Here is a 5,412-nt window from a genome sequence, read left to right on the forward strand (position 1 = left end):
CCGCGCAAGCTACTACGCCAACCACTACTCCGGTTGCTGACAATGCTGTTCGTATCAACTTTGTAGATAACACTGGCAAAGCAATCAAATCGCTTGATTATGTAAAGGCTAATGCTAAAAAAGGTGATACATTAGGAACCTTCAAGCTTAATCAAGCTGGAACAGCCTACAGTTGGACACTTACAACGGATCAAAGTAATGATATTCAATCTAAAGTTGATGCAACACTAGCCGGTACTGGATATTCATTTAATGTAGCAAATAACCAAGCCGTTCTTGGTCAAGCAACTACTGGTTCAGAAGTTAACATTCCATTGACTAAGGGTTCAGCAGTATTCCAAGTTCTCAAGCCAGCTGCATATAGCACGACTAACCCGAGACTCGCAAATACTACTGACTTAACTGTTAACAAGTCAACCAATCCTGATCTGTCAAATGCTGTATTTACTAATAATGGTGAAAAATTGACGGTTTCAGATGATTCAACAGCTGCAGGTAAAATTGAATTTGATCTTACCCAAGTTGATGCTAATGGTAATGCTAAATCAGCTTTAACAGCCCAAGTTTTGGATTACCTTAAGAGTAACGGCAATACTATAGATAAGTTAAACAGCGCGATTGCTTCTGCAGCTGCTGGAACTTACGTTTCTCCAGCTAACTTGCAAGTTAATGACCTATTCAGTGGTTCAACAGACGCTAGTTATTCTGGAAGCGATGTTATGAACTATATCAACAAACATGACAGTTTGAAGTCCTTGAAGTCTGGTGCTTATCCTGTATTTGATGCTAATGGTAAGATTACTTCTTGGAAACAAGTGACATTTAACGCTGAAACCGCTTATGCTGGTAAGTTTGGTCAAACTACTCCGTCAGAAGTCGTTTATAGCTTCAACCCAAGTACTGCAACCACTCTTACAACATTCCCAACAACTTCAGGCAATGGTTATAACCCATTTGGTTAGTAATCCGTTGTTAATAATTGTTTACCGATGAATGTAAGCAAGTTAGAAAAAGACATCTTTCAATTTAGATGTCTTTTTTTGTAGTCAAAGTCAAATCGTATTAATGGCGATTCATGGACATCACTAAAAGGTGGTGCCTTTTGTTTATTAAGGATGAATTAGTTTAATCCGAATAAACAGATGTGCCAAGTTTTTAAACCCAAAGCAACCACGTTTAAGCTGTTTGATTTTTTGAATAATTCCTTCAAAGACCCGTTTGAATATTGATAAGCAGCTATTCTCACTCACCGTTCATTTTTTTCTAAAGGCGGTATCCAGTTCACTTTGCGCTGGCTGGTAACGTTTGATAAGCCCTTTTAAGGCTGCAATATCACCTTCTTGAATGGCGTGAAGAATGGTTTGGTAGCTTAAATAAACCTATTTAAAGCGTGGAGACTGATCCGTAATTGTATCTATGACTTCTTGATCAGTCAGATATTCATTCAATTCATTAAATCTGAGTAGCTCTTAAATCTAGGCTGAATAAGAAGTGAAAAGCCTCCTAACTTGAATTAAAATGAGTTGGGAGGCTTTTTTTAATTTGAGAGTAATTCAGTTGATTATAACGCTCGCTTGACATATTGTTGTATGAATTGCTTAACGTTGTCTGATTTAATACTAATGGAAACGATGCTATTATCATCAAATGAGTCTAAGCCGACGTCGTCTTGAATATAGTAAATGTTTCCCTCGGCTATTCGGCCTGTTTGCTGCCACCATAATACATTTCCGAAGGCATCCTCTCCTAAAGGAAGAACCCCATGTTTTACCAATTCAGGCCGTTGATCTTTGATTAGTTTTATATAGTCGCCCACTCTATACCAGTCATAAATAGTAGGCACATACAGCGTATCGGATGGACTCAGCGGGCCCACACACTTATGGTCGTGTAATCCTCTGATTAAATCAACGGATGACTCGACTGAATCAATTATTTCGTTACTATTGTTTGTGTTTAAGAACTCGTTGTCGGCAAACGTTTCTCCGGTTGATGATAGGCCCAATTTATAAGGCGTATGGTGCTTATCCACCCACTGCTTGGCAGAACCCAAATGGGGACATGATCTTCGGTGCATTGGCATACTAACTAATTGCATCCAACTCTGATCGTCATTTGCGGGGGTGGCAAAATTCAAGTCATAAAGATGATGCCAAGTGTATCCAAGTGGTTTCGTTGCTATATGAGCTGCTGTATTGGCAGCTACAAAATCACTATTACGTTTACCAGTTAGCTTAATTTTGCAGGAGGACAATATAATTCTTTACCAGTTCCTATGGCATGTTTCGGCGTCGCCTGAGCGAAATCAGGCGTGTATTTAAATCGACTTCTTGGATCGCTAGTATCAACAGAAGAAGCAATATTAACGGGATATGGGTTAGAGTGAGTTATCATCATTAATTCTCCTTTGCGAATTTACCGTAAGGGGGTCACTTTCCATATAGACATCGGATGGATCCGACTATCCGATCTAGGAAGAACCTTAAGAAAGAACGTCGGGTTAGTTGATTCTGGAGTATAAAATAGATAACGATTCGTACTAACTGACCGAATCAGGTATTGATTGGCGCCGGTAGGAATCAATTCAAAATGAGCATGTTGGTTGTCTTTATCTCCAGTAAATGCCACATAAGTGAATGTGCCGGGTGCAAAAGGCGATTGTTCAATAACCGTTAGATAAGCATCCTCGTGAGTTGAAGTTTTTAGCTTCAAAGCATAAACATCGGGGCTAAGCCGTTCTTTAACAACATGTACAACATTTTGATCTCTAGAGTTTACTAGCATCGCCTGATAATGATATCTAACAGAGGCGCCTACGGTCTTTTTAGTATAAAGATGATCAATCCGCACGGTTTCAATTTCTTTAGGCGATGGTGAAAAATTCTCGATCGTTTTGAAGCGTTGCTGGTTGGTTCCTGTATACATTTTTTTCAACTCATTTACGCGGTTAGGATTGCTACAAAATTCCCAAATTGGGATGGCCGCCAAAATGTCTGTTAATACGTGATTTTTATTCTCAACAGAAGTGGACCATCTTTCAAATACATCGGGAATCTTTTCGTAATTTGTGAGCGTTCCGACAATTCTTTCATCGCCACCGTGAGAGGTCGCACTCAAGTTTACATTCGAAAATATTTTTTTATCTTTCTCGGAAAAGCCACCTTTAGACTGTCCAGAAGCAAATCCACAGGCAAATTTTAAGGATGCGCTGAAATCCGTTTCAGATAAGAATTCGTTATTGGAATATGAGGCACTGATTGAAATACAGCCGCCCGTGATGCCTTGAGTGATAACGTGGGTGCCATACTGGGCAAAAAGTCGTTGGGCTGAATAGCTACTGTTGTTAATATCTTTTAAAGCAGTTGCATTAACTAAGTTATTATCAATTAAGAAATCGACCAAAGCGGATCGGTTGTTGGCTTCAGGCGCAGATAGCGTATGCATTTGGGATTTGATATTGGTGATGCCTTTAAAAAACCGATTACACATATTTTGTTTCTTTACGCTTGAGAATTCGGCTTCCATTCCGCCAGAAAAGAATGCGGTTTTTACATCGACACCTGCACTGATTTCCCACTTAGAATAAACTTCTGATAAGCTATCCGATGATTGAACTTTCGTTTCTCCGTGTAAAGATTCAATGGTTGAGACCATTTTTTTGATTGCTTGGATCTTCAAAATGGGTGACTTAAGGTCTGCAGTGAAAGGGCCTTTGGCGCTGGACAGATTAATACCACGCCCGATGAAATCATTGTTATCGACGACTAGTTTCTCAGTATGTTCTTGGATTGTGTCCATATGCAACTCCTCACTTTCTATAATGTATAACCAGTTTATGGAAGGATGTTACATAAGACAATAAATATGCCCGAGATATGCCGTTAATTATAATATGAGTTACTTGTCCCAATTTAAAAGGGTGCAGTGACATCACTTCCAATAAAAGAAAAGCTCCGCAATATCTGTCATCAGTAACAAATGGAGTCTATTACTAACGACGGATATTGTTGAGTCCAAAAAAGGCATCGCACAAGGCGACACCTTTTCACTAATTGGAATCATTAGATAACTTTGCCATACTGGAACTTTTCTTGTTTCGCATAAAATGCTATCATGATTGTATCTGAATAACGACCCTCATCGCTATTCAGATGACGTCATTCTAACCTCAATTAGAATGATGCCCTCCAGATATATCTTATATCGATGACTAAAGCGATCAAATCCATGAGCAGGGTTTGTGAACTTTAGTTTTTTGATTTCTGGCGTTACTTAATTTAGAAATAGGCTAAGTTGAACAGAAATAAAACGAAAAAAGGACTCCAATGATATGAAGTCATTGAAGCCCTTTGAGGTGTCTTATTATCAACATCCTAGGTAAAACATGTGTACGCTAGATCAATGACTAGTGAACAGTTACATTGTTACCCTGGGTGTAGAAATCAGACAAGGTATAAGATGCGGGTGTACTATTCTGTGCAATAGTAAAAGTACGTGCATCAGTATTTGGAATATAGTTAATTGATGCATTAAATGAATCAGCTGCAATAATAGTATGTGCATCTGCATCTGTAAATAATTTGTTATCAGTATTGGCTGCAGGAATGGTGTCTCCAGTAAAGGTGTTATTAGCAACCTTAGTTGGAGTATCAGCTTGAGCACGGAATACTGTTAATGTAGCACCAGTTGCAGCACCATCAACATCAGTATAAACGTTAGAGTTCAAAGTTCCATCAGCTTTAACATCATTTGAAGTTAACCAGTGATTTTGACCTGCATTATTAGTATATGAAACATATGCATAATAAAGCGTATCAGCACCAGCGTTCTTCAATGCAGTTGCAAATTGAGTAGCAGTAACCTGTGTACCTTGGGTACCACTAAGTGTTGGATCGTTTACAAATGCACTACTGAAGCTCCGAATTGCCTGGAATTTATTGTTTGATCCAAATGCATAAGTTGGAGCGCCATCAAATGTCATTGCTTCATTATGCACGTTAGCATTCTGAACTGCTGCAGCTTTCAAATAAGTGTTAAGGTTTGCAGCATGAAGAAGTGGATAAACAGCTTCTGTATCGACAGTAATCTTAACTTCTTTACCATAATCTGCAGCTTGGAATGCAGCATTGTTAGTTGAAAGTTGAGAAGCTGTTAACTTAGCAGCACCATAGTTGTTCCAGCCACTAAAGTTAGCTTTTTTCAATAAAGCACGGTAACCAGCATCAACAACATTTGAAGTATTACCTACAATATCACCATCTGCTGCGTTGCGAATGGTTTGTAGTGCGTAAGTTTCTGAACCATCTTTAGTAAGAGTAGTTGAACCCAAAGTCTTACCTGATGGGTCGACAAACGTTACACGAACTTGGTCGTTAGCGATTGGAGTAGTGGTTGGCGTAGTAGCTTGCGCGG

Annotated in this window: 2 protein-coding genes and 2 pseudogenes; 1 reads left to right on the forward strand and 3 read right to left on the reverse strand. The window is 39.0% G+C overall.

Annotated elements, in window-relative coordinates; genetic code table 11:
- Positions 1-962 (forward strand): annotated as a pseudogene (locus tag FC98_RS14905) (S-layer protein); the annotation flags it as partial.
- Between the two features lie 599 nt (positions 963-1,561).
- On the opposite strand, the gene FC98_RS13335 reads toward FC98_RS14905, so the two are convergent.
- The 3 genes and pseudogenes from FC98_RS13335 to FC98_RS14910 all read right to left on the reverse strand — a co-directional run.
- A complete protein-coding gene (locus tag FC98_RS13335; protein WP_056949730.1) occupies positions 1,562-2,254 on the reverse strand; it encodes an HNH endonuclease in 693 nt (230 codons plus the stop codon).
- 161 nt (positions 2,255-2,415) lie between these two features.
- Entirely contained in the window at positions 2,416-3,798 is a 1,383-nt protein-coding gene (locus FC98_RS13340) for an MAC/perforin domain-containing protein (protein WP_056949731.1), read from the reverse strand.
- Between the two features lie 607 nt (positions 3,799-4,405).
- Positions 4,406-5,412: pseudogene (locus FC98_RS14910) on the reverse strand (hypothetical protein); the annotation flags it as partial.

It is taken from the genome of Lentilactobacillus kisonensis DSM 19906 = JCM 15041 (genome assembly GCF_001434135.1).
In the GTDB taxonomy this organism is placed as follows: domain Bacteria; phylum Bacillota; class Bacilli; order Lactobacillales; family Lactobacillaceae; genus Lentilactobacillus; species Lentilactobacillus kisonensis.